This window comes from Azospira restricta, from assembly GCF_016858125.1.
Taxonomy (GTDB): Bacteria; Pseudomonadota; Gammaproteobacteria; order Burkholderiales; family Rhodocyclaceae; genus Proximibacter; species Proximibacter restrictus.
In genome coordinates, this window is record NZ_CP064781.1 from 3,490,696 (window position 1) to 3,511,460 (window position 20,765).

Below are 20,765 nucleotides of genomic sequence, written 5' to 3' on the forward strand. Positions count from 1 at the left end.
CAGAAATACCCAACTGGATTCCGGGTCAAGCCCGGAATGACGGCGAGTTACATCAACCGGATTCAGGTTGACCAACTACTAGTTCGTCAGCCCGTGCCGCGCGGCGTAGGCGAAGAGGTCGGCCGGGTTGCGCAGGCCGAGCTTGTCGAAGATGCGCGTCCGGTAGGTGGAGATGGTGTTGGCGGAGAGCGTGAGTTGCTGGGCGATCCGGGTCACGCTGCAGCCCTGGGCGAGCAGTTGCAGGACCTGGAATTCGCGGTTGGAAAGCGCCTCGTGCGGCGGCTTTTCGCTGCCGGCGTCGCCGCGCACGTCGTGGGCGAGCAGTTCGGCGACGGCGGGGGTGACGTAGAGGCCGCCGCTCGCCACCTTGGCGATGGCCGCGTAGAGGATGTCCGGGCTGCAGCCCTTGTTCAGGTAGGCATGGGCGCCGCTGCGGATGGCGCGCAGCGCGAACTGGTTTTCCGGATACACCGAGAGCATGACGACGCCCAGGCGGGGGAATTCGGCGTGCACGGTCTTCAGCACGTCCAGCCCGTCGCGCTCGCCGAGGGCGATGTCGAGCAGCACGACGTCGATGGGCGTGGTGCGCAGCGAGCGCAGCGCCGACGGCCCGTCTTCGGCTTCGGCGATGTCGCCGATGGCCGGGTTTTCGGACAGGATCTGCCGCAGGCCGCGGCGGATGATCATGTGGTCGTCGACGATCAGGATGCGCGTCATGCGGTCTCTCCGGCGAGCACGCCCGGCAGGCGCAGCACGACGGCGGTGCCGTCGCCGGGGGCGCTGACGATGTCCAGCGTGCCGCCCAGCGCCAGCGCGCGCTCGCGCATGCCGAGCAGGCCGAAGGAAGTGGGCTGCGGCGGCACGCGCATGCCCTGGCCGTCGTCGGCGATGCGCAGCACGAGGTCGCGGCCTTCGGCGGCGGCGTCGAGCTGCACGCCGGTGGCGCGGGCGTGGCGGGAGACGTTGGTCAGCACTTCCTGGACGATGCGGTAGAGGGCGATTTCGGCGTCGCGCCCGAGGCGGCAGCCTTCGATGGCGGGCGGGCAGACCAGGCGGCAGGCGAGGCCGCTGCGCCGCTGGAACTCCTGCAGCAGGGTTTCCAGCGCCGGCCACAGACCGAGGTGGTCGAGGACGCCGGGCCGCAGGTCGTTGAGGATGCGGCGCAGCGACTGCATCGCCTGGCCGCCGATGTCGAGCATGCCGTCGAGCTTCCCGGCCAGCGTTTCGTCGCCGGCCAGGCGCCGGCGGAGCCAGTTCATGTCGAGCTGCAGCGCGGTCAGCGCGGCGCCGAGATCGTCATGGACGTCGCGGGCGATGTGGCGGCGCTCCTCTTCGCGCACGGTGTTGAGGTGGGCGGAGAGCCGGCGCAGCGCTTCGTGCGACTGGCGCAGGTGGTCGTGGGCGGCGGTGAGTTCGGCAGTGCGCTCGCGCACGCGGCGTTCGAGCGTGTCGTGCGCCTCGCGCAGCAGGGCCTCGGTGCGCTTGCGCCCGGTGATGTCGTTGAAGGTGACCACCGCGCCGACCACCGCCTCGCCGTCACGGATCGGGTAGGAGGCGTATTCGGCGGGGAAGCTGGAGCCGTCGCGCCGCCACAGCACTTCGTCGTCCACGCGCACGCCCCGGCCTTCGACAAAGGCCCTGTAGATGCGGCATTCGTGCACCGGCATCAGGGTCGCGTCGGCGTGCGAGTGGTGGATCAGGTAGTGCATCGAGCGGCCGAGCACTTCGTCCGGCGTGTAGCCGAGCATCGCCGCGCCGGCCTCGTTGATGAAGATGCAGCGCCCCTTGAGATCGACACCGTAGATGCCCTCGCCGGTGGATTCGAGGATCATCTCCAGCTGCCGGCGCCAGGCAGCGTGGTGCGACAGATTGTGCAGGTTGGCGAACATGGCAGCGGAAACGGGGGACGACAACAGCAAGCAACCGCAATGCCATGGATCCCCGCAGCGTCGTTCCCGGCTTCTCCCGCCTTGCCGCGACAGGCCCTTGCCCCGAAAGCGCGCCGCAAGCGGCCGGCACCGCGCTGGTGCATCGCGGGACGCGACGAACGATAGTGGGGCGACGAGAAACGGTAATGCGCTCCCGGATATCCGCCCGCAGCCGGCACCAGGCGTTTTCCGGAAGCGGGAGCGAGAACGCCGCGCCGCCTCGGCGATTCCCCCGGCGCGCCCGCTCCCCGTCCTACGCAATCTGACGTATTTCTCCCACCCCGCCCGCTCCTTAATCTGGCACCGCACTGCACAAGGCAGACCGGACCACCCAACCCCAAGGAGCTTCCATGAGCACACGTCGCACCTTCATCAAGGCCACCGTAGTCTCCGCCGCGCTCGCCGCCATCGGCCTGCCGGCCATGGCCGCCGACACCATCAAGGTCGGCATCCTGCACTCCCTCTCCGGCACGATGGCGATCTCCGAGACGGCGCTGAAGGAAACGGCGCTGATGGCGATCGAGGAGATCAACAAGTCCGGCGGCGTGCTCGGCAAGAAGCTGGAGCCGGTCGTCGTCGACCCGGCCTCGAACTGGCCGCTGTTCGCCGAGAAGGCCCGCCAGCTGCTGACCAAGGACAAGGTCGCCGTCACCTTCGGCTGCTGGACCTCGGTCTCGCGCAAGTCGGTGCTGCCGGTCTACAAGGAGCTGAACGGCCTGCTCTTCTACCCGGTGCAGTACGAGGGCGAGGAGCTGGAGAAGAACGTGTTCTACACCGGCGCCGCACCCAACCAACAGGCGATCCCGGCCGTCGAATACCTGATGTCGAAGGACGGCGGCGAGGCCAGGCGCTTCGTGCTGCTCGGCACCGACTACGTCTATCCGCGCACGACCAACAAGATCCTGCGCGCCTTCCTCAAGTCGAAGGGCGTCGCCGAGGCCGACATCCTGGAGGAATACACGCCGTTCGGTCACAGCGACTACCAGACCATCATCGCCAAGATCAAGAAGTTCGCGTCCGAGGGCAAGAAGACCGCCGTCGTCTCGACCATCAACGGTGACTCGAACGTGCCGTTCTACAAGGAACTGGGCAACGCCGGCCTGAAGGCCACCGACGTGCCGGTCGTCGCCTTCTCGGTCGGCGAGGAGGAGCTGCGCGGCGTCGACACCAAGCCGCTGGTCGGCCACCTGGCTTCGTGGAACTACTTCATGTCGCTGAAGAACCCCGAGAACGACAAGTTCGTGAAGCTGTACAAGGACTGGGCGAAGAAGAGCAAGCTGCCGAACGCCGACAAGGTCGTGACCAACGACCCGATGGAAGCCACCTACGTCGGCATCCACATGTGGAAGCAGGCGGTCGAGAAGGCGAAGAGCACGGACGTCGACAAGGTCATCGCGGCGATGGGCGGCCAGACCTTCAAGGCGCCGTCGGGCTTCACGGTGAAGATGGACGAGAAGAACCACCACCTGCACAAGCCGGTGTTCATCGGCGAGGTGAAGGCGGACGGCCAGTTCAACGTGGTGTGGAAGACCCCCGGCCCGGTCAAGGCCGCGCCGTGGAGCCCGTACATCGCCGGCAACGACAAGAAGAAGGACGAGCCGGAAGGCAAGTAAGCCGCGCCGGCAGCACGCGGACGGACGGGGCTGCGGCCCCGTTTTTCTTGCCTCGTCATTCCGGCGAAAGCCGGAATCCAGAAGTACGCCACTGGATTCCGGGTCAAGCCCGGAATGACGGGGGGTTACATCAAGCGGATTCAGGTTGACTCACTACTACGCAATTCAGCGTATTGGTCGCCCGCCGCGGCCTCCGTATTCTGGATTCTGAATTCTGAGGTCTGAATTCCCGACCTGCCGCCCCCGAACCCGGACCGACGCCCCCGACGCCATGACCCGACGATTCCGTTCCCTGCTGACCGCGCTGGCCCTCGCTGCCGGCAGCGCGCTCGCCGCCCCCGACCCCGCCGTGGTCAAGCAGCTCGCCGACGACGACAACACGCGCAAGATCGAGGCGATCCGCCAGCTGACGCAGAGCGCCGAACCGGCGGCCCGGCGCCTGCTGCAGGCGATGGCCGAGGACCGCCTGGTGCTGGCCGGCGGCCGGCTGCTGATCGTCGACGACGGGCAGGCGAGCGACGCCGCCAGCGGCGCGCCGGCCGCGCTGCCAAACACTCCGGCCAGCCCGGAACCGATCACCATCAACAACCGCGTGCGCGGCGAGCTGGCCTCGGCCATCGCCGCGCTCGACCTCTTCGCCGCCGAGCGCAGCGTGCGCCTGGAGGCCGCGCGCAGGCTGCAGAGCAAGGCCGGCGCGGAGCTGGCGCCGCTGCTGACGCGGGCGCTGGCCGGCGAGCTGGACGCGGAAATCCGTGCGCTGCTGTCCGTCGCCAAGGCCCAGGCCGACCTCGCCAGCCGGGATCCGGCGGTGCGCCGCGGCGCCGTGCTGCTGCTCGGCGACACCGCGTCGCCGGCGGCGCGGGCGCTGCTGCTGCCGCTCACCGAGCAGGCCAACGAGCCGGACAACCGCGTGCGCTACGCGGCGATCAGCGCGGTGAAGGCGATCGACAAGCGCCTCGCGAACGCCGAGAACCTCGGCCGCATCTTCACCGGGCTGTCGCTCGGCAGCATCCTGCTGCTGGCCGCGCTCGGGCTGGCCATCACCTACGGCGTGATGGGCGTGATCAACATGGCGCACGGCGAGCTGCTGATGGTCGGCGCCTATTCGGCCTACGCCGTGCAGTCGCTGTTCCGCAGCCACCTGCCGGACTACATCGACTGGTACCTGCCGGCGGCGATCCCGCTCGCCTTCTTCGCCGCCGCCGCCGTCGGCGTGCTGATGGAGCGCACGGTGATCCGCTGGCTCTACGGGCGCACGCTGGAGACGCTGCTCGCCACCTGGGGCCTGTCGCTGATCCTGATCCAGGCGGCGCGCGTGCTCTTCGGCGCGCAGAACGTCGAGCTCGCGAACCCGAGCTGGATGTCCGGCGGCGTCGAGCTGATGCCGAACCTGGTGCTGCCGTGGAACCGCATCGTCATCATCGGCTTCGCGCTGTTCGTGCTCTTCCTCGTCTGGGTGCTGATGAACCGCACGCGGCTCGGCATGTTCGTCCGCGCGGTGACGCAGAACCGCGCGATGGCCGGCTGCGTCGGCGTGCCCACGGCGCGCATCGACACGCTGGCCTTCGCGCTCGGCGCCGGCATCGCCGGGCTGGGCGGCGTGGCGCTGTCGCAGATCTCGAACGTCGGGCCGGACATGGGCCAGGGCTACATCGTCGATTCGTTCATGGTGGTCGTCGTCGGCGGCGTCGGCCAGCTCGCCGGCGCCGTGTGGGCGGCGCTCGGGCTGGGCATCTTCTCCAAGCTGCTCGAAGGCTGGGCGGGCGCGGTGGTCGCCAAGATCGCCATCCTCGTCTGCATCATCATCTTCATCCAGAAGCGTCCGCAGGGCATCTTCGCCCTGAAGGGCCGCTTCGTCGACTGAGGCTTGCACCATGCAATCCGCACGCATCGAACGCACTCCGCACACGCTCCGCCTGCTCGCCGCGCTGGACGGCCGGCAGGCCGGCGGCCTCGCCGCCTTCCTCGCGCTGGCGCTGGTCGTCGTGCCGCTGCTCAACCTGGCGGTGCCGCCGGACAGCGCCTTCCACGTCTCGGCCTACGCCATCACGCTGATCGGCAAGATCATGTGCTACGCGATGGTGGCCGTGGCGATGGACCTGATCTGGGGCTACGGCGGCATCCTCTCGCTCGGCCACGGCCTCTTCTTCGCGCTCGGCGGCTACGCCTTCGGCATGTACCTGATGCGCCAGATCGGCCGCGACGGCAGCTACCGGAGCGAGCTGCCGGACTTCATGGTGTTCCTCGACTGGAAGGAGCTGCCCTGGTACTGGACGGGCAGCGACAGCTTCCTGTGGGCGGCGCTGCTGGTGGTGGCGGTGCCGGCGATCGTCGCCTTCGTCTTCGGCTACTTCGCCTTCCGCTCGCGCATCAAGGGCGTCTATTTCTCGATCATCACCCAGGCGCTCACCTACGCGGCGATGCTGCTGTTCTTCCGCAACGAGACCGGCTTCGGCGGCAACAACGGTTTCACCGACTTCAAGCGCGTGCTCGGCTACAGCATCACCGCGCCGGAAACGCGGCTGGTGCTGTTCGGCCTGACCGCGCTGGCGCTGGCCGGCACGCTGCTCTTCGCCCGCTGGCTGACCACCTCGAAGTTCGGCCGCGTGCTCACCGCGATCCGCGATGCCGAGAGCCGCGTCATGTTCATCGGCTACGACCCGCTCTGGTACAAGCTGGCGATCTGGACGGTCTCCGCCGTGCTGTGCGGCATCGCCGGCGCGCTCTACGTGCCGCAGGTGGGCATCATCAACCCCTCGGAGATGTCGCCCGGCAACTCGATCGAGATCGCCATCTGGGTGGCGGTGGGCGGGCGCGGCACGCTGATCGGCCCGGTGATCGGCGCCTTCGTGGTGAACCTCGCGAAGAGCTGGTTCACGGTGAGCTTCCCCGAGTACTGGCTGTTCTTCCTCGGCCTCCTGTTCATCGTCGTCACGCTGCTGCTGCCGAAGGGGCTGCTGGGATTGTGGCAGACCCTGCGCGCCGGGAAGTCCGCACGAGGAGCAAGGTAATGGGCACCCGCGACGTCCTCCGCAAGATCATCGGCATCGACCCGAACGAGCCGGACCGCTTCGGCCATGCGAGCAAGCAGCGCGTGCTCGACATCTCGCACAACGTCATCCTCTATCTCGACGACATCACCGTCAGCTTCGACGGCTTCAAGGCGCTGAACCGGCTGAGCCTCGCCATCGACGCCGGCGAGCTGCGCTGCATCATCGGCCCGAACGGCGCCGGCAAGACGACGATGATGGACGTGATCACCGGCAAGACGCGCCCGGACAAGGGCAGCGCGTTCTTCGGCCAGACCATCGACCTGACCCGGCTCTCCGAGCCGGAGATCGCGCACGCCGGCATCGGCCGCAAGTTCCAGAAACCGACGATCTTCGAGCAGCACAGCGCGTTCGAGAACCTCGAACTGGCGATGAAGACCGACAAGCGCGTGCGCCGCAGCCTCGTCGCCACGCTCGACGACGCCGACCGCGACCGCATCGCCGGGACGCTGCGTCTGATCCGCCTCGACCAGGACGCCGACCGCCCGGCCGGCCTGCTCTCGCACGGCCAGAAGCAGTGGCTGGAGATCGGCATGCTGCTGATGCAGGAGCCGAAGCTGCTGCTGCTCGACGAGCCGGTCGCCGGCATGACCGACGACGAGACGATGCGCACCGCCGAGCTGTTCGTGTCGCTCGCCGGCACGCATTCGCTGGTCGTCGTCGAGCACGACATGGCCTTCGTCGAGAAGCTGGGCGGCCGGGTCACCGTGCTGCACGAGGGCAGCGTGCTCGCCGAGGGCGACCTGGCGGCGGTGCAGAACGATCAACGGGTCATCGAAGTCTATCTGGGGCGCTGAACCATGCTGAAAGTCGACTCCCTGCACCAGGCCTACGGCGGCAGCCACATCCTGCGCGGCCTGTCCTTCACGGTCGAGACCGGCAAGGTCACCACCCTGCTCGGCCGCAACGGCGTCGGCAAGACGACGCTGCTGAAATCGCTGATGGGCCTCGTCAGGACGCGTGAAGGCAGCATCACCTTCGACGGCCGCGACATCACCCACCTGCCGCCGCACGCGCGCGTGCAGGCCGGCATCGGCTACGTGCCGCAGGGCCGCGAGATCTTCCCGCGCCTCACCGTCGCCGAGAACCTGCTGATGGGCCTCGCCACGAAGCCCGGCGGCACGAGGATTCCGGAGCGCATCTTCGACATGTTCCCGGTGCTCAAGCAGATGATGCACCGCCGCGGCGGCGACCTCTCCGGCGGCCAGCAGCAGCAGCTCGCGATCGGCCGCGCGCTGGCGATGGGACCGAAGCTCTTGATCCTCGACGAGCCGACCGAGGGCATCCAGCCCTCGATCATCAAGGACATCGAACGCGCCATCCGCACGCTGGCGGCGACCGGCGAAATGGCGATCCTGCTCGTCGAGCAGTACTACGACTTCGCCGAATCGCTGGCCGACCAGTACCTGCTGATGGAGCGCGGCGAGTTCATCATGCGCGGCCGGGGCGAGACGATGCAGCAGGACGGCGTGCGCGAAGCGCTGGCGGTGTAGGCCGCCTCTTTCAACGTACTGAGTAAATTTACTCAGTACGTAAAGCAAGGCTCACCGCCAAGGCAATCCCGATCGGAAGAGATGGGCTGCATCCATGCACCATCTCCGGGGGCGCAGCAGCGAAGAATCCCCAAAACAGTGCCTTGCCGGGCGCTCGATCACGCGCGTGTCGAAAGGCGCAAAGGCAACTCAATCAATTACTTACCTTAGCTTCTCGGCCACCTTTCCCGGCTGGCACAAAACACGCTTTAACTGGCCTAACCGGTCAGACCGGTATGAACGGATAAACCACCATGCCCAGCGTATCCAGCATCGCCGCCCAAACCCTGCAACGCCGCATCCTCGACGGCCAGTATCCCGCCGGCAGTGCGCTGCCCGGCCAGCGGGAGTTGTCCGAAAGCCTCGGCATCAGCCGCGCCTCGCTGCGCGAGGCCATTTCCATGCTGGAGGCGCTCGGCCTGCTGCGGTCCTTCGCCGGCAAGGGCGTTTTCGTCACCGCCGGCACGCCGACCGACGCCGCCGACTTGCCCAGCGGCCCCAACGCCATGCCGCCGGACGCCATCTTCCAGATGCGCTTCGTCATCGAGCCGGCCAATGCGGCGCTCGCCGCGCGCCGTCGCGACGACGACGGCCTGAGCGCGCTGCGCGAATGCATGGCGGAAATGCAGCAGGCGCTGTCGGCCAGCGACCTGGTCAGCGCCGCCGAATGCGACCTGCGCTTCCATCTGGCACTGGCCGAACTGTCCGGCAACCCGGCGCTCGCCGCCATCACCCAGCAATTCCATGCGCAGCTTGCCCACAGCCTGCGCCTGCCCTTTGCCGACCGCAGCCAGATCTGGCAGCCGGCCGACGAACACAACGCCATCCTCGCCGCGGTGGCCGCCGGCAACGCCGGCGCCGCCCGCAAGGCCATGCAGCAGCACCTGCTGTCGGCCGCCGGCCGGGTCGGCATCCGTTTCATCCAACCCTGATCCCCCACCCCTCCAGGAGCCCTCGCCATGCACAAACGCCTTTTCCTGAAAACCCTCGTCGCCACCTCGCTGCTCGCCGGCGGCATCGGTCTGGCCCAGGCCGACGCGCTGGCCAGCGCCGAGAAGAGCGGCACCCTGCGCGTCGCCGTGCCGCAGGATTTCCCGCCGTTCGGCACCGTCGGCCCCGACCTCAAGCCGCGCGGCTACGACATCGACGTCGCCAACCTGATCGGCCGCGAACTGAAGCTGAAGGTCGAACTGATCCCGGTGACCAGCACCAACCGCATTCCCTACCTGACCACCGGCAAGGCCGATCTGGTCATTTCCAGCCTGGGCAAGAACCCGGACCGGGAAAAGGTCATCGACTTCTCGGTCGCCTACGCGCCGTTCTTCAACGGCGTCTTCGGGCCGGGCGATGCCGCGGTGAAGAGCGCCGCCGACACCGCCGGCAAGGTCGTCGGCGTCACCCGCGGCTCGGTCGAGGATCTGGAATTCAGCAAGATTGCGCCGGCGAGCGCCACCATCAAGCGTTTCGAGGACAACAACGCGACCATCTCGGCCTACCTGTCCGGCCAGGTGCAGCTGGTCGCCACCGGCAACGTCGTCGCCGCCGCGGTCAACGAGCGCACGAAGATCCGCCGCCTCGACACCAAGTTCCTGATCAAGAACTCGCCGTGCTACGTCGGCATCAACAAGGGCGAAGCCGCGCTGCTGACGAAGGTGAACGCCGTCATCGCCAAGCTGAAGGCCAACGGCGAGCTGAACCAGGTGGCCCAGCGCTGGCTGCAGGCGCCGCTGCCCGCCGATCTCTGACCGACGCCGAGAGCGCCGCCTGCGGGCGGCGCCGGAGAATCCCATGGCCTACGCATTCGATTTTTCCGCCGTGCTGGAGCACCGCGACGCGCTGCTCGCCGGCACCGGCCGCACGCTGCTGCTGACCGGCATCGGCGCCGTCGCCGGGCTGGCGCTCGGCATCGCCGGGGCGGCCTGCCGCGCCTGGCGGCTGGCGCCCTTCGACCGCATCTTCGCGGTCTATGTCGAGCTGATCCGCAACACGCCCTTCCTCGTCCAGCTCTTCTTCATCTTCTTCGGCCTGCCGGCGCTCGGCGCCCGGCTCGACGAATGGCAGGCGGCGATCCTCGCCGTCGTCATCAACCTCGGCGCCTACAGCACCGAGATCATCCGCGCCGGCATCGAGGCGACGCCGCGCGGGCAGATCGAGGCGGCGCAGTCGCTGGCGATGACGCGGCCGCAGATGTTCCGCCACGTCGTGCTGCCGCCCGCGCTGGCCAGGGTCTGGCCGGCGGTGTGCAGCCAGGTGGTGATCGTCATGCTCGGCACCTCGGTCTGCTCGCAGATCGCCGCCGAGGAACTGACCTTCGCCGCCAACTTCATCCAGTCGCGCAACTTCCGCGCCTTCGAGACCTATTTCACGGTCACCGCGATCTATTTCCTGCTCGCGCTCGCCGTCCGCCAGGCGCTGATTCTTGCCGGGCCACAGCAGCGCGGCCGGAGACCGAAATGAACGACATCGCCCTCGCCGACATCGCCCGCAACCTGCTCGACGGCGCCCTATGGACCCTCGGCCTGTCGCTGACTTCCTTCGCCCTCGGCGGTCTCGCCGGACTCGCCGTGCTCTTCGCCCGCATCGCCCGGCACCCGCTGCCGCGCCGGCTGGCCCAGGGCTATATCGAGGTCTTCCAGGGCACGCCGCTGCTCATGCAGCTGTTCATCATCTTCTTCGGCGGCGGCCTGATCGGCCTGGAAATTCAGCCGTGGCTGGCCGCCGCCCTCGGCCTGACGCTGTTCACCAGCGCCTACCTCGGCGAAATCTGGCGCGGCTGCGTCGAGGCGATCCCGAAGGGGCAGTGGGAGGCCTCGGCGAGCCTGGCGATGACGCCGCTCGAGCAGATGCGCCACGTGATCCTGCCGCAGGCGCTGCGCATCGCCATCGCGCCGACCGTCGGCTTCTCGGTGCAGGTGGTCAAGGGGACGGCCGTCACCTCGATCATCGGTTTCGTCGAACTGACCAAGACCGGCTCCATGCTCGCCAACGCCACCTTCCAGCCCTTCCTCGTCTTCGGCCTCGTCGCGCTCGGCTATTTCGCCCTGTGCTACCCGTTGTCCGCCTATTCCCGCATTCTCGAAAGGAAAATCCATGGCGCTCGTGCGCATTGACGCCCTGCACAAGCATTTCGGCAGCAACCACGTGCTGCGCGGCATCGACCTCGACATCGAGGAAGGCCAGGTCGTCGCGCTGATCGGCCGCAGCGGCTCCGGCAAGAGCACGCTGCTGCGCACGATCAACGGGCTGGAGAGCTTCGACGACGGCTGCATCGAGGTCGACGGCGAACGCATCCACCCGCACAAGACCGACCTGCGCGCGCTGCGCATGAAGGTCGGCATGGTCTTCCAGCAGTTCAACCTGTTCCCGCACCTCTCCGCCGGCGGGAACGTCATGCTCGCCACCCGCATCGTCCGCAAGATGGGCGACGAGGAAGCGCGCGACCTGGCCAAGGCGATGCTGCTCAAGGTCGGCCTGCAGGACAAGTTCGACGCCTACCCCGACCAGCTGTCCGGCGGCCAGCAGCAGCGCGTGGCGATCGCCCGCGCGCTGGCCATGCAGCCGCGCGTGCTGCTCTGCGACGAGATCACCTCGGCGCTCGACCCGGAGCTGGTCAACGAGGTGCTGGCGGTGGTCAAGGATCTGGCCGCCGAGGGCATGACGCTGGTCATGGTCACGCACGAAATGCGCTTCGCCCGCGAAGTCGGCGACAAGCTGGTGTTCATGCACCAGGGCCGCATCCACGAAAGCGGCGACCCGCAGACCCTGTTCGCCGATCCGCAGACGCCGGAACTCGCCAGCTTCATCGGCTCGATCAACTGACCCGCACAACCATGGACAACACTTCCTTCCTCACCGCCCCGGCCGCCGAACTCCCGGCCTGGACGCAGCAGCAGATCAACCTCGCCGACGCCCGCCTGGGCGCCGAGGCCGTCGCCTGTTCCGACGATTTCTTCGCGCCGATGTCGCGCCTGCTGCAGGCGCCGGCCGCGATCTTCGTCCCCGGCAAGTACGATGCCCACGGCAAGTGGATGGACGGCTGGGAATCGCGGCGCAAGCGCGGCCCCGGCCACGACTGGTGCGTCGTCCGCCTGGCCCGTCCGGGCCGGCTGGCCGGCGTCGACATCGACACCAGCTTCTTCACCGGCAACTATCCGCCCGCCGCCTCGCTCGACGGCTGCCGCGCCGGCCGCGACCCGCAGGACGCCGCCAGCTGGGAGCCGGTGCTGGCGCCGACGCCGCTGGGCGGCAACCGCCATCACCTGATCGAAATCGCCAGCGGCGACGCCGTGTTCAGCCACCTGCGCCTCAACATCCTGCCCGACGGCGGCGTCGCCCGCCTGCGCGTCTACGGCCGCCCGGCCGGCGAGCCGGAAGTCGCCGCCGACGGCCTCGTCGACCTCGCCGCGGCGCTCAACGGCGCCTGGCCGGTGTCCTGGAACGACCAGCATTTCGGCGTCGTCGGCAACCTGCTGCTGCCGGGACGCGGCATCGACATGGGCGACGGCTGGGAAACCCGCCGCCGGCGCGAACCCGGCTTCGACTGGTGCATCGTCGCCCTCGGCCGGCCCGGCACCATCCGCCGCATCGAGCTCGACACCGCCCATTTCAAGGGCAACTTCCCCGACCGCTGCTCGCTGCAGGCCGTCCACGCCCCAGGCATGAGCCGCGAGGCGCTGGTCACGCAGTCCCAGTTCTGGCCGACGCTGCTGCCGGAAACGCCGATGCGCGCCGACCACCTGCACCTCCTCACCGACGCGGTGGCGGCGCTCGGCGCGGTCAGCCACGTCCGTCTCAACCTGCACCCGGACGGCGGCGTCTCCCGGCTGCGCCTGTGGGGCGAGCCGGCATGAGTCCGCTCGTCGACGCGCTGCGGGCCGAGGCGCTGACGGCCGCCGCCTTCGCCCCCTACGGCCAGGTCATCGAGTGCGCCGGCCACGCCAGCTACGCGATCAACGCCGGCAGCAGCCAGCGCTTCAGCGACCTCGCCCAGCTCGAAAGCGACGCCGCCGGCCGGCTGGCGCTGTCCATCTTCCGGGCCGCCGCGCAGGCGCTGCCCTGCCGCCTGCACACGCTGGAACGCCACCCCCTCGGTTCGCAGGCCTTCGTGCCGCTGGCCGGCCAGCGTTTCGTCGTGGTCGTCGCCGAGACCGCCGACCCCGGCACGCTGCGCGCCTTCGTCAGCGACGGCCGCCAGGGCGTCAACTTCCGCCCGGCGACCTGGCATCACCCGTTGCTGGCCATCGATGCCGGCGAGTTCCTCGTCGCCGACCGCATCGGCCCCGGCGACAACTGCGAGGTGATCGATCTCGCCGGCCGCGGGCTGAGCGTCCGTTGCTGAGTGCGGCCGATGCCGCGCCGCGATCCCGGCCCCTGCTCCCGGCGCGGCTGCGCATTCTTGCGTATGGCCCGCGCGGGCGCCAATTCCGGATAATCGCCGTATGAACTCCCGCCTGCCCGTTACGCCGCCGCCCGCCAACGCGTGGCTGGCCGAGCTGCAGCTCGGCTTCGCCGCGCGCGACGGCCGCACGCTGCTGCGCGAGAACCGCCACTGCGGCCCGCTGCGCGTGCAGAAGGCGCTCTACCCGGAAGGCGACGCGGTCTGCCAGGCGATCGTGCTGCATCCGCCGTCCGGCGTCGCCGGCGGCGACCGGCTGGCCATCGCGATCGCGGTCGGCCGCGACGCGCACGCGCAGATCACCACGCCGGGGGCCGGCAAGTGGTATCGCAGCGGCGGCGCCGACGCGGCGCAAACGGTCGCGCTCGACGTCGGCGCAGGCGCGACGCTGGAATGGCTGCCGCAGGAAAGCATCGTCTTCGACGGCGCCCGCGCGCGCATGGAAACCCGCATCGACCTCGCCGCCGACGCCCGGCTGATCGCCTGGGACATCCTCTGCCTCGGCCGTACCGCCTCCGGCGAGCGCTTCCGCCGCGGGCGCGTCGACCTCGCGCTGCGCATCGACCGCGGCGGCATCCCGGTGTGGCGCGAGCGCGGCGGCTTCGCCGGCGACGACGCGCTGCTCGACAGCCCGGCCGGGTGGGCCGGCGCCACCGTCTGCGGCACCTTGCTGGCGACCTTTCCCGGCCTGCCGCAGCAGGCGCCGGCGCTGCTCGAACGCTGCCGGGCGATCCCGCCCGCCGACGGCGCCCGGCATGCGCTGTCGGCGCTGCCGAACGGCGGCGGCCTCGTCGTCGCGCGCTACCTCGGCGACAGCAGCGAGGCCGCGCGCCACTGGTTCGCCGCGCTCTGGCACGAGCTCCGGCCCGCCTGCTGCGGGCGGCCGGCGCAGATTCCCCGCATCTGGAACACCTGAGGAGACCCCATGGAGCTGACCCCACGAGAGAAAGACAAGCTGCTGATCTTCACCGCCGGCCTGCTCGCCGAACGGCGCCAGGCCCGGGGCCTGAAGCTCAACTATCCGGAGGCGGTGGCGCTGATCACCTGCGCCATCCTCGAAGGTGCGCGCGAGGGCAAGACCGTCGCCGCGCTGATGCACGAGGGCACCCAGGTGCTGGCGCGCACCGACGTGATGGACGGGGTCGCCGAGATGATCCCGGAGATCCAGGTCGAGGCGACCTTCCCGGACGGGACGAAGCTGGTCACCGTGCACAACCCCATCGTCTGAGGAGCCGAGATGATCCCCGGAGAACTGCTCGCCGAACCCGGCGAACTCGAACTGAACGCCGGCCGGCCGACGATCGTGCTGACGGTGGCGAACACCGGCGACCGGCCGATCCAGGTCGGCTCGCACTACCATTTCCACGAAACCAACGCCGCGCTGGCCTTCGACCGCGAAGCGGCGCGCGGCTACCGCCTCGACATCGCCGCCGGCACCGCCGTCCGCTTCGAGCCGGGGCAGACGCGCACGGTGCAGCTGGTCGCGCTGGCCGGCGAGCGCAGGGTCTATGGTTTCCGCGGCATGATCCAGGGGGCGCTATGAGCACGAGGATTTCGCGGCAGGCGTATGCCGAGATGTTCGGCCCGACGACCGGCGACCGCATCCGGCTCGCCGACACCGAACTGATCATCGAGGTCGAGCAGGACTGCACGATCTACGGCGAGGAGGTGAAGTTCGGCGGCGGCAAGGTGATCCGCGACGGCATGGGCCAGAGCCAGCGCGTCGCCGCCGAGGTGGTCGACACGGTGATCACCAACGCGCTGATCGTCGATGCCGTCACCGGCATCGTCAAGGCCGACATCGGCGTGAAGAACGGCCGCATCGCGGCGATCGGCAAGGCCGGCAACCCGGACATCCAGCCCGGGGTGACGATCGTCGTCGGCCCGGGCACCGAGGTCATCGCCGGCGAGGGCATGATCGTCACCGCCGGCGGCATCGATACGCACATCCACTTCATCTGCCCGCAGCAGATCGAGGAGGCGCTGACGTCCGGCGTCACCACCATGATCGGCGGCGGCACCGGCCCGGCCACCGGCACCTTCGCCACGACCTGCACGCCGGGGCCGTGGCACATCCATGCGATGCTGTCGGCCGCCGAGGCCTTCCCGATGAACCTCGGCTTCCTCGGCAAGGGCAACGCCAGCCTGCCGGCGGCGCTGCGCGAGCAGGTCGAGGCCGGCGTCATCGGGCTCAAGCTGCACGAGGACTGGGGCACGACGCCGGCCGCGATCGACTGCTGCCTGGCCGTCGCCGACGAGATGGACGTGCAGGTGGCGATCCACACCGACACGCTGAACGAGTCGGGCTTCGTCGAGGCCACCCTCGCCGCCTTCAAGGGCCGCACCATCCACACCTTCCACACCGAGGGGGCGGGCGGCGGCCACGCGCCGGACATCATCAAGGCGGCGGGGCTGCCCAACGTGCTGCCGAGTTCGACCAACCCGACCATGCCCTACACCGTGAACACCATCGACGAGCACCTCGACATGCTGATGGTGTGCCACCACCTCGATCCGGCGATCGCCGAGGACGTGGCCTTCGCCGAATCGCGCATCCGCCGCGAGACCATCGCCGCCGAGGACATCCTGCACGACCTGGGCGTGTTCTCGATGATGAGCTCGGATTCGCAGGCGATGGGCCGCGTCGGCGAGGTGATCATCCGCACCTGGCAGGCCGCGCACAAGATGAAGATGCAGCGCGGCACCTTGCCGGAGGACAGCGCGCGCAACGACAACTTCCGCGTCAAGCGCTACATCGCCAAGTACACGATCAATCCCGCGCTGACGCACGGCATCGCGCACACCGTGGGTTCCGTGGAAGTCGGCAAGCTCGCCGACCTGGTGCTGTGGAAGCCCGCGTTCTTCGGCGTGAAGCCCACGCTGATCGTCAAGGGCGGCATGATCGCGGCGGCCGCGATGGGCGATCCCAACGCCTCGATCCCGACGCCGCAGCCGGTGCATTACCGCCCGATGTTCGGCGCTTACGGACGCGCGCTGAAGACCGCGGTGACCTTCGTCTCGCAGGCGGCGCTGCAGAACCCGGCCGTCGCCGCGCTGGGGCTGCAGAAGCCGCTGGTCGCCGTCGCCGGCACGCGTACGCTGCAGAAGTCGGACATGGTGCACAACGGCGCGACGCCGGAGATCACCGTCGATCCCGAGACCTACGTCGTCAAGGCCGACGGCGTACATCTGGTCTGCGAGCCGGCGACGACGCTGCCGCTGGCGCAACGCTACTTCCTGTTCTGACCATGCTGATCCTGAACCGACGCACCGACGCCGCGGCCACCGACACCGTGGCGCTGGCCTACGACGAGCGCAAGCGCAGCCGCCTCAAGGTGACGCTCGCCTCCGGCCGCGAGGCCGGCATCTTCCTCGAACGCGGCGACCACCTGCACGGCGGCGACCGGCTCGCCGCCGAGGACGGCAGCGCCGTCGTCGAGATCGTCGCCGCCCCGGAGCGGCTGATCGAGGCGAGCGCCGACAGCCCGCTGCTGTTCGCCCGCGCCGCCTACCATCTCGGCAACCGCCACGTGCCGGTGCAGCTCCTGCCGACGGCGCAGGGCGGCCGGCTGCGCTTCCAGACCGACCACGTGCTGGCCGAGATGGTGCGCGGGCTGGGCTGCGCGGTCGCCGAAACGGAGGCGCCCTTCCAGCCGGAATCCGGCGCCTACGGGGCGCACGGCGGGCATCACCGGCACGGCGGCGAGGGCGACGAGGGCAACGACTTGCACGACCCCGGCCACGGCCCGCACCGCTCGCTGCCGAAGATCCACCAGTTCAAGCCGCGCTGACCGTGCCGCACGCCGCCGCCCTGCCGCTCGCCCGCCTGCTCCAGCTCGCCAGCCCGGCCCTGCCGGTCGGCGCCTACACCTATTCGCAGGGGCTGGAATGGGCGGTCGAATGCGGCGTCGTCCGCGACGAGGCGACCGCCGGCCGCTGGATCGGCGACCTGCTCGCGCACGGCATCGGGCGCTACGAGGCGCCGCTCGTCGCGGCGCTGATGGCGGCCTGGTCGCACGGCGACCGGCGGGAGATCGCCCGCCTCAACGCGGAGTTCATCGCCAGCCGCGAAGCCGCCGAGCTGCGCGCGGAAACCGTGCAGATGGGCTTCTCGATGCGCCGCCTGCTCGCCGACCTGCGCGACGACGCGCTCGCGCCGCACGGCGAGGCGCTCGCCGCGCTCGACGAGGTCGCCTTCCCCACGGCCTGGGCCGGCATCGCCGCGGCCTGGGGTATCGCGGTCGACGCCGCAGTGACCGCCTACCTCTGGTCGTGGGCGGAGAACCAGGCGATGGCGGCGCTGAAGGCCGTGCCGCTCGGGCAGGCCGCCGGCCAACGCCTGCTCGCCGCGCTCGGCGCCGAGCTGCCGCGCATCGCCGCCGCGGCGATCGCGCTGCCCGAGGCGCGCTGGAGCAACTTCGCGCCGGCGTTCGCGATCGCCTGCGCCCGCCACGAAACGCAATATTCACGTCTCTTCAGGTCCTGACCCCATGAACAAGCAAGCCTCGAAATCCCGCCCCGCCGCACTGCGCGTCGGCATCGGCGGTCCCGTCGGTTCCGGCAAGACCGCGCTGACGCTGGCCCTGTGCCAGGCCCTGCGCGACCGGATCGACATGGCCGTGGTGACGAACGACATCTACACCGCGGAGGATGCGAAATTCCTCGTCAATCATTCGGCGCTCGCGCCGGAGCGCATCATCGGCGTCGAGACCGGCGGCTGCCCGCACACGGCGATCCGCGAGGACGCCTCGATCAACCTCGAGGCCGTCGACCGCCTGCAGCGTGCCTTTCCCGGCGTCGAGCTGATCCTCGTCGAATCGGGCGGCGACAATCTCGCCGCGACCTTCTCGCCGGAACTCTCCGACCTCACCCTCTACGTGATCGACGTCGCCGCCGGCGAGAAGATCCCGCGCAAGGGCGGACCCGGCATCACCAAGTCGGACCTGCTGGTCATCAACAAGATCGACCTGGCGCCGCTGGTCGGCGCCTCGCTGGAGGTGATGGCGCAGGATGCGAAGGCCCAGCGCGGCGAACGCCCTTTCGTGTTCACCAACCTGAAGACCGGCGAGGGGCTGCCGACCGTGATCGACTTCATCCTCGACCGCGGCATGCTGCGCTGAGGCGGCGCGGATTCAGTCCGTCACCCCGGCGCAGGCGCCCGCAGGCGAAGGGGCCGATGGCTCAAGTGCCCTCGGGATGCCGGGGTCCGGTTCGTTGAGTTTCCTGGATTCCGGCGCGGGCGTAGCCCGGCCTGCCCTGAGTTTGCCGAAGGGCCGGAATGACGGCTGGTGACTTGATCGGCGGTTCGCTGACGCTCAGTGATGCCGCTGCCCGCTGCGGTGTCCCGGGTTGCCGCCCGGGGCGCCACCCTGCGGCTTGCCGCCGCCGCCCCCACGCCGGCGGCGGCCGGCGTTCTGCCCGGGCTGGCCGCCGGCGGGCTTCTGGCCGTTGCCGGCGGGCTTGCCGGCCTGCGACTTCGGCGGCTGCCCCTGGCGCTGGCCGTTGCCCTTCGTCGCCGGCGCCGACACGGTGGGCACCGCGCTCGGCTCGAAGCCGGGCAGCGTCAGCTTCTCCAGGTCGCGCTTGATCAGCTTTTCGATGTCGCGCAGGTAGGCGCGCTCGTCGGCGCAGACCAGCGACAGCGCCTCGCCTTCCATGCCGGCGCGGCCGGTGCGGCCGATGCGGTGCACGTAGTCCTCGGAGATGTTCGGCAGCTCGAAGTTGATGACGTGCGGCAGCGCGTCGATGTCGATGCCGCGCGCGGCGATGTCGGTGGCGACCAGCGCCACCAGCTTGCCGTCCTTGAATTCGTTGAGTGCGCGCACGCGGGCGCCCTGCGACTTGTTGCCGTGCAGCGCCGCCGAGCGGATGCCGGCCTTCTCCAGCTTGCGCGACAGCGCGTCGGCGCCGTGCTTGGTGCGCGTAAACACCAGCACCTGGTGCCAGCCGTGCGTCTCGAAGAGATGGATCAGCAGCGGCGCCTTGTTCTCGCGGTCGACGTGGATGACGCGCTGCGCGACCGATTCGGCGGCGGTGTTGCGGCGCGCGACCTCGACGCTGGCCGGGTCGTTGAGGAAGGTCTGCGCCAGCTCGCGGATCTCGTCGGAGAAGGTCGCCGAGAAGAGCAGGCTCTGCTTCTGCTTCGGCATCGTCGCCAGGATCTTGCGGATGTCGCGGATGAAGCCCATGTCGAGCATGCGGTCGGCCTCGTCGAGGACGAGGATCTCGACCTTCGACAGGTCGACGGTCTTCTGCTGCATGTGGTCGAGCAGGCGGCCGGGCGTCGCCACGAGGATGTCGATGCCGCGCGCCAGCGCCTGGATCTGCGGGTTCATGCCGACGCCGCCGAAGACGGCGAGCGAGGAGAGCGGCAGGTGCGTGCCGTAGGTGCGCACGCTCTCCTCGACCTGCATCGCCAGCTCGCGCGTCGGGGTGAGCACCAGCGCGCGCGGCTGCTTCGGCCGGGCACGGCCGTTGGACAGCAGCTGCAGGATCGGCAGCGTGAAGCCGGCGGTCTTGCCGGTACCGGTCTGCGCGCAGGCCATCAGGTCGCGGCCGGCGAGGACGACGGGGATCGCCTGCTGCTGGATCGGGGTCGGGGTGTCGTAGCCCTGCGCGGCAACGGCGCGCAGGATCCCGGCCGAGAGGCCGAGGTCGGTGAATTTCATTGGTTTTCGCTCCGAAAATCAGGCCCCGCGCTCGTTCGCGCATCAGTCGGGACCATCGGAATCTGGTGGGGGGACCGGTGTGGTCGGAGATGCCGCCGCGCGACTGACCGGCGCAGCGACGAAGGCGCGCAGTCTAACACGGGCGACGGCGCAGCAGGCGGTTTTCGGCGGCGGCGCCCGCGGGAACGTTTCGCCGCCCCGCCCCTCCAACCGCAGGAACGTTCCGTGCAGTGGGCAGCATTCCAACCGAAGAGGAGGCAGCAAGGATGAAGATGATCATCTGGGTTCTGTGGCCGTCGTTCGCCGCCGCGGGCATCGCGGAAGTGGTGTTCTTCACGCTGATCGACCCGCAGCAGCTGTACCTGCTCGGCCAGCCGATCAACGTGTCGCCGATGACCACCTACTCGATCGGTTTCCTGCTCTTCTGGCTGGTCTGTGCCGGCGCCAGCCTGATGACCTACTTCATGCTGCCGGCCGATGCGAAGAAGCTGCTCGGCCAGCACGCCGCCGAGCATCCCGACCTGACCGAGCCCCGCCGTGCCGAGCGCATGCGGACGAAGCTCAGTCACCACTGACCCG

Annotated in this window: 23 protein-coding genes; 20 read left to right on the forward strand and 3 right to left on the reverse strand. The window is 69.5% G+C overall.

What is annotated here, in order from left to right; all coding sequences use genetic code 11:
• Positions 1 to 78: 78 nt before the first annotated feature.
• Positions 79 to 717 carry a response regulator gene (locus IWH25_RS16625; protein ID WP_203386874.1) on the reverse strand — a complete coding sequence of 213 codons (639 nt, stop codon included), beginning with the start codon at positions 715 to 717 and terminating at the stop codon, positions 79 to 81.
• A complete protein-coding gene (locus tag IWH25_RS16630; RefSeq protein ID WP_203386875.1) occupies positions 714 to 1,889 on the reverse strand; it encodes a PAS domain-containing sensor histidine kinase in 1,176 nt (391 codons plus the stop codon). Before IWH25_RS16630 ends, IWH25_RS16625 begins: the two co-directional genes overlap by 4 nt.
• A gap of 389 nt (positions 1,890 to 2,278) precedes the next feature.
• Here IWH25_RS16630 and urtA point away from each other — a divergent pair, with 389 nt between their 5' ends.
• From urtA to ureG, 19 genes are all read left to right on the forward strand, one after another.
• On the forward strand, positions 2,279 to 3,541 hold the full coding sequence (gene urtA / locus IWH25_RS16635; protein ID WP_203386876.1) for an urea ABC transporter substrate-binding protein: 1,263 nt from the start codon (positions 2,279 to 2,281) through the stop codon (positions 3,539 to 3,541).
• 271 nt (positions 3,542 to 3,812) lie between these two features.
• Positions 3,813 to 5,405 carry an urea ABC transporter permease subunit UrtB gene (gene urtB, locus IWH25_RS16640; RefSeq protein ID WP_203386877.1) on the forward strand — a complete coding sequence of 531 codons (1,593 nt, stop codon included), beginning with the start codon at positions 3,813 to 3,815 and terminating at the stop codon, positions 5,403 to 5,405.
• Between the two features lie 10 nt (positions 5,406 to 5,415).
• Positions 5,416 to 6,552, forward strand: coding sequence for an urea ABC transporter permease subunit UrtC (gene urtC, locus IWH25_RS16645; protein ID WP_203386878.1), 1,137 nt, complete (start codon positions 5,416 to 5,418; stop codon positions 6,550 to 6,552).
• Positions 6,552 to 7,388: an urea ABC transporter ATP-binding protein UrtD gene (gene urtD / locus IWH25_RS16650; RefSeq protein WP_203386879.1), complete on the forward strand. Its 837-nt coding sequence runs from the start codon at positions 6,552 to 6,554 to the stop codon at positions 7,386 to 7,388. The genes urtC and urtD overlap by 1 nt, the downstream gene beginning before the upstream one ends.
• A 3-nt stretch (positions 7,389 to 7,391) precedes the next feature.
• Positions 7,392 to 8,084, forward strand: a complete 693-nt coding sequence (urtE, locus tag IWH25_RS16655; protein WP_203386880.1) for an urea ABC transporter ATP-binding subunit UrtE — start codon at positions 7,392 to 7,394, stop codon at positions 8,082 to 8,084.
• A 293-nt stretch (positions 8,085 to 8,377) separates the two neighbouring features.
• Positions 8,378 to 9,055, forward strand: a complete 678-nt coding sequence (locus IWH25_RS16660) for a FadR/GntR family transcriptional regulator (RefSeq protein ID WP_203386881.1) — start codon at positions 8,378 to 8,380, stop codon at positions 9,053 to 9,055.
• Positions 9,056 to 9,082: 27 nt separating this feature from the next.
• Complete coding sequence (locus tag IWH25_RS16665; RefSeq protein ID WP_203386882.1) at positions 9,083 to 9,868, forward strand: transporter substrate-binding domain-containing protein; 786 nt, start codon at positions 9,083 to 9,085, stop codon at positions 9,866 to 9,868.
• A 43-nt stretch (positions 9,869 to 9,911) separates the two neighbouring features.
• Positions 9,912 to 10,580 carry an amino acid ABC transporter permease gene (locus IWH25_RS16670; protein ID WP_203386883.1) on the forward strand — a complete coding sequence of 223 codons (669 nt, stop codon included), beginning with the start codon at positions 9,912 to 9,914 and terminating at the stop codon, positions 10,578 to 10,580.
• The gene (locus IWH25_RS16675) at positions 10,577 to 11,233 is read left to right on the forward strand and encodes an amino acid ABC transporter permease (protein ID WP_203386884.1); all 657 of its coding nucleotides are present in this window, start codon (positions 10,577 to 10,579) and stop codon (positions 11,231 to 11,233) included. Before IWH25_RS16670 ends, IWH25_RS16675 begins: the two co-directional genes overlap by 4 nt.
• Positions 11,214 to 11,942 carry an amino acid ABC transporter ATP-binding protein gene (locus IWH25_RS16680; protein ID WP_203386885.1) on the forward strand — a complete coding sequence of 243 codons (729 nt, stop codon included), beginning with the start codon at positions 11,214 to 11,216 and terminating at the stop codon, positions 11,940 to 11,942. The genes IWH25_RS16675 and IWH25_RS16680 overlap by 20 nt, the downstream gene beginning before the upstream one ends.
• A gap of 11 nt (positions 11,943 to 11,953) precedes the next feature.
• Complete coding sequence (gene alc / locus IWH25_RS16685; RefSeq protein WP_203386886.1) at positions 11,954 to 12,973, forward strand: allantoicase; 1,020 nt, start codon at positions 11,954 to 11,956, stop codon at positions 12,971 to 12,973.
• Positions 12,970 to 13,461 carry an ureidoglycolate lyase gene (locus IWH25_RS16690; protein WP_203386887.1) on the forward strand — a complete coding sequence of 164 codons (492 nt, stop codon included), beginning with the start codon at positions 12,970 to 12,972 and terminating at the stop codon, positions 13,459 to 13,461. The genes alc and IWH25_RS16690 overlap by 4 nt, the downstream gene beginning before the upstream one ends.
• Before the next feature lie 100 nt (positions 13,462 to 13,561).
• Positions 13,562 to 14,434, forward strand: coding sequence for an urease accessory protein UreD (locus tag IWH25_RS16695; RefSeq protein WP_203386888.1), 873 nt, complete (start codon positions 13,562 to 13,564; stop codon positions 14,432 to 14,434).
• Positions 14,435 to 14,443: 9 nt separating this feature from the next.
• Positions 14,444 to 14,746, forward strand: coding sequence for an urease subunit gamma (gene ureA, locus IWH25_RS16700; RefSeq protein ID WP_203386889.1), 303 nt, complete (start codon positions 14,444 to 14,446; stop codon positions 14,744 to 14,746).
• 9 nt (positions 14,747 to 14,755) lie between these two features.
• Positions 14,756 to 15,061, forward strand: coding sequence for an urease subunit beta (locus IWH25_RS16705; RefSeq protein WP_203386890.1), 306 nt, complete (start codon positions 14,756 to 14,758; stop codon positions 15,059 to 15,061).
• Positions 15,058 to 16,764 carry an urease subunit alpha gene (ureC, locus tag IWH25_RS16710; RefSeq protein WP_203386891.1) on the forward strand — a complete coding sequence of 569 codons (1,707 nt, stop codon included), beginning with the start codon at positions 15,058 to 15,060 and terminating at the stop codon, positions 16,762 to 16,764. The genes IWH25_RS16705 and ureC overlap by 4 nt, the downstream gene beginning before the upstream one ends.
• 2 nt (positions 16,765 to 16,766) lie before the next feature.
• Positions 16,767 to 17,309, forward strand: coding sequence for an urease accessory protein UreE (ureE, locus tag IWH25_RS16715; protein ID WP_203386892.1), 543 nt, complete (start codon positions 16,767 to 16,769; stop codon positions 17,307 to 17,309).
• Positions 17,306 to 18,004, forward strand: coding sequence for an urease accessory protein UreF (locus tag IWH25_RS16720; RefSeq protein ID WP_376990310.1), 699 nt, complete (start codon positions 17,306 to 17,308; stop codon positions 18,002 to 18,004). Before ureE ends, IWH25_RS16720 begins: the two co-directional genes overlap by 4 nt.
• A gap of 4 nt (positions 18,005 to 18,008) precedes the next feature.
• Complete coding sequence (gene ureG, locus IWH25_RS16725; protein ID WP_203386894.1) at positions 18,009 to 18,638, forward strand: urease accessory protein UreG; 630 nt, start codon at positions 18,009 to 18,011, stop codon at positions 18,636 to 18,638.
• Between the two features lie 195 nt (positions 18,639 to 18,833).
• On the opposite strand, the gene IWH25_RS16730 is transcribed toward ureG, so the two are convergent.
• Positions 18,834 to 20,186, reverse strand: a complete 1,353-nt coding sequence (locus IWH25_RS16730; RefSeq protein ID WP_203386895.1) for a DEAD/DEAH box helicase — start codon at positions 20,184 to 20,186, stop codon at positions 18,834 to 18,836.
• A gap of 266 nt (positions 20,187 to 20,452) precedes the next feature.
• Here IWH25_RS16730 and IWH25_RS19120 point away from each other — a divergent pair, with 266 nt between their 5' ends.
• Positions 20,453 to 20,761 carry a hypothetical protein gene (locus IWH25_RS19120; RefSeq protein ID WP_238998939.1) on the forward strand — a complete coding sequence of 103 codons (309 nt, stop codon included), beginning with the start codon at positions 20,453 to 20,455 and terminating at the stop codon, positions 20,759 to 20,761.
• Positions 20,762 to 20,765 lie beyond the last annotated feature (4 nt).